Annotated in this window: 2 protein-coding genes and 1 pseudogene; all 3 read left to right on the top strand. The window is 72.1% G+C overall.

Annotation, left to right across the window (positions count from 1 at the left end; translation table 11 throughout):
* Positions 1–59 precede the first annotated feature (59 nt).
* Positions 60–107, top strand: a pseudogene (locus tag H5J33_RS37905) (hypothetical protein); the annotation flags it as partial.
* A gap of 180 nt (positions 108–287) precedes the next feature.
* Positions 288–650 carry a chorismate mutase gene (locus H5J33_RS37910; RefSeq protein ID WP_258565492.1) on the top strand — a complete coding sequence of 121 codons (363 nt, stop codon included), beginning with the start codon at positions 288–290 and terminating at the stop codon, positions 648–650.
* A gap of 117 nt (positions 651–767) precedes the next feature.
* Positions 768–2763, top strand: a 1996-nt coding sequence (pepN, locus tag H5J33_RS30045; RefSeq protein WP_181797940.1) for an aminopeptidase N, incomplete at its 3' end; no start/stop codon positions are given.

Genomic DNA, 2763 nt, shown 5'->3' on the forward strand with positions numbered 1-2763 from the left:
AGGACTACCTGCTCGGCATCCGCCTCGGCCGGGCCAAGGAACTCCTCGCCACCACCGAGCTGCCCGTCGCCGCCGTCGCCCGCCGCGTCGGCTACGACGACCCCGCCTACTTCTCCCGGCTGTTCACCCGGCGCGTCGGCCTCGCCCCGGTACGCTTCCGCGCCCGGCAGGGCCGTACCGTGCCCGGCGGCTGGAGCGACCGCGTCCCCGACCCCGGCGATCCGCCGCTGATCCAGTCCTCGGACACCTCCTCGACGCGGCCCGCGCAGCGCATAGGGTTGGCCCTCATGACGACCAGCAACACCGGCACCGATGCCATCGACCCCGAGGTCCGCCAGGAACTGGAGCGGCTGCGCGAGAGCATCGACAACATCGACGCGGCCGTCGTCCACATGCTCGCCGAGCGCTTCAAGGCCACCCAGCAGGTCGGCCGGCTCAAGGCGCAGCACCGGCTGCCGCCCGCCGACCCGTCCCGCGAGGCCCGGCAGATCGCCCGGCTGCGCCTGCTCGCCGAGAACGCCAAGCTCGACCCGGCCTTCGCCGAGAAATTCCTCAATTTCATCATCGCCGAGGTGATCCGGCACCACGAGCGGATCGCCGAGAACGCCCAGAGCGGGCAACCGGCGCACGACGCACCGGCCGGGCACTGACCGGGCACCGCCCAGGGCGCCGGGGGGAAGCGTCCGGACCGGGCGCGCGCAGGGGCCGGGACCGATGTACCGGTCCGCCCCTGTGCGCTGTCGGCGGCATCAGGCAGCATGGCCTCCATGTCCGTACTCACGCGCGATGAAGCGCAGCTCCGAGCAGAGATCCTCGACGTCCACCGGTACACGGTCGAACTCGACCTCACCACCGGCGACGAGACCTTCGACTCCCGTACCGCGATCCGGTTCACCACCCGGTTCGACGGGGACACGTTCGTCGAGTTGAAGCCTGCCGAGCTGCACGGCGTCACGCTCGACGGACAGCCGCTCGACACCGGCTCGCTCACCGGGAACCGGCTGTCGCTGAAGAACCTCACCGCCGGCGAGCACGAGCTGCGCGTCCACGCCGCCATGCGCTACTCCCGCACCGGCGAGGGCATGCACCGCTTCACCGACCCCGGCGACGGCGAGACGTACGTCTACACCCAGCTGTTCATGGACGACGTGCAGCGCGTCTTCGCCGCCTTCGACCAGCCCGACCTGAAGGCCGTCTTCGAGGTCCGCGTCACGGCCCCCGAAGGCTGGACCGTCCTCGCCAACAGCGTCACCACCCGCCACGGCGACGGCGTCTGGCAGGCCGCGCCCACCCCGCCGATCTCCACCTACCTGGTCGCCGTCGCCGCCGGCCCCTGGCACTCGGTGCGCACCGAACACCGCGGGCTGCCCTTCGGCGTCCACTGCCGCCGCTCCCTCGCCCCCCACCTCGACGCCGACGAGATCCTCGACATCACGCGCGCGTGCTTCGACCGCTACCACGAGAAGTTCGAGGAGCCCTACCCCTTCGACTCCTACGACCAGGCGTTCGTCCCCGAGTTCAACGCGGGCGCCATGGAGAACCCGGGCCTGGTCACCTTCCGCGACGAGTTCGTCTACCGCTCCGCCGTCACCGACACCGAACGGCAGTCCCGCGCCATGGTCATCGCACACGAGATGGCCCACATGTGGTTCGGCGACCTCGTCACCCTCAAGTGGTGGGACGACATCTGGCTGAACGAGTCCTTCGCCGAGTACATGGGCTACCAGACCACCGCCGAGGCCACCCGCTTCACCGGCCCCTGGACCGAGTTCGGCGTCACCCGCAAGGCCTGGGGCTACGACGCCGACCAGCGCCCCACCACCCACCCGGTCGCCCCCGACCACGTCGACGACACGGCCTCCGCCCTGCTCAACTTCGACGGCATCTCCTACGCCAAGGGCGCCTCCGCGCTGCGCCAGCTCGCCGCCTGGCTCGGCGAGAAGGACTTCCTCGCCGGCATCAACACCCACTTCGCCCGGCACAAGTTCGGCAACGCCACCCTCGCCGACTTCATCGACTCCCTCGCCTCGGCCACCGACCGCGACGTGGCCGCCTGGGCCGACAGCTGGCTGCGCACCACCGGCGTCGACACCCTCACCCCGGCGATCACCGCCGCCGGCGGCACCTGCGCGCTGACCGTCGACCACGCGGGCAGCCGCCCGCACCGCCTCTGCGCCGGACTGTACGACCACGACATCGCCGACGAGGGCCGGCTGGTGCTGCGCGAGCGCATCGACCTCGACCTGCCGCGAACCGGCCCGCAGCCCATCGGCAAGCGCCCCGCGCTGGTCGTCCTCAACGACGGCGACATCACCTACGCCAAGATCCGCTTCGACGCCGCCTCCTTCGAGGCCCTGCGCACCGGACTGTCCGGACTGCCCGACCCGCTCACCCGCGCGGTCGTCTGGAACGCCCTCAGGGACGCCGTACGCGACGGTGACCTCCCGCCCGCCGCCTACCTGGAGACCGCCCGCGCCCACCTGCCCCGCGAGACCGACCTCGCCATCGCCCAGGGCGTCCTCGCGTTCGCCGCCGGCCAGCTCGCCGACCAGTACCTCGCCCCGGCCCACCGGCCGGCCGCCCTGACCACCCTCACCTCCCTCTGCCGCGACCTGCTGCGCCGCACCGAGGACGGCGACCACCCCGGCCTGCGGCTGATCGCCGTACGCCACCTGATCGACGTGGCCGCCCACCCCGAGACCATCGCCGCCTGGCTCGCCGACGGCACCGTGCCCGGCGGACCCGAACTCGACCCCGAACTGC

The organism is Streptomyces sp. WELS2 (assembly GCF_013870595.1).
In the GTDB taxonomy this organism is placed as follows: domain Bacteria; phylum Actinomycetota; class Actinomycetes; order Streptomycetales; family Streptomycetaceae; genus Streptomyces.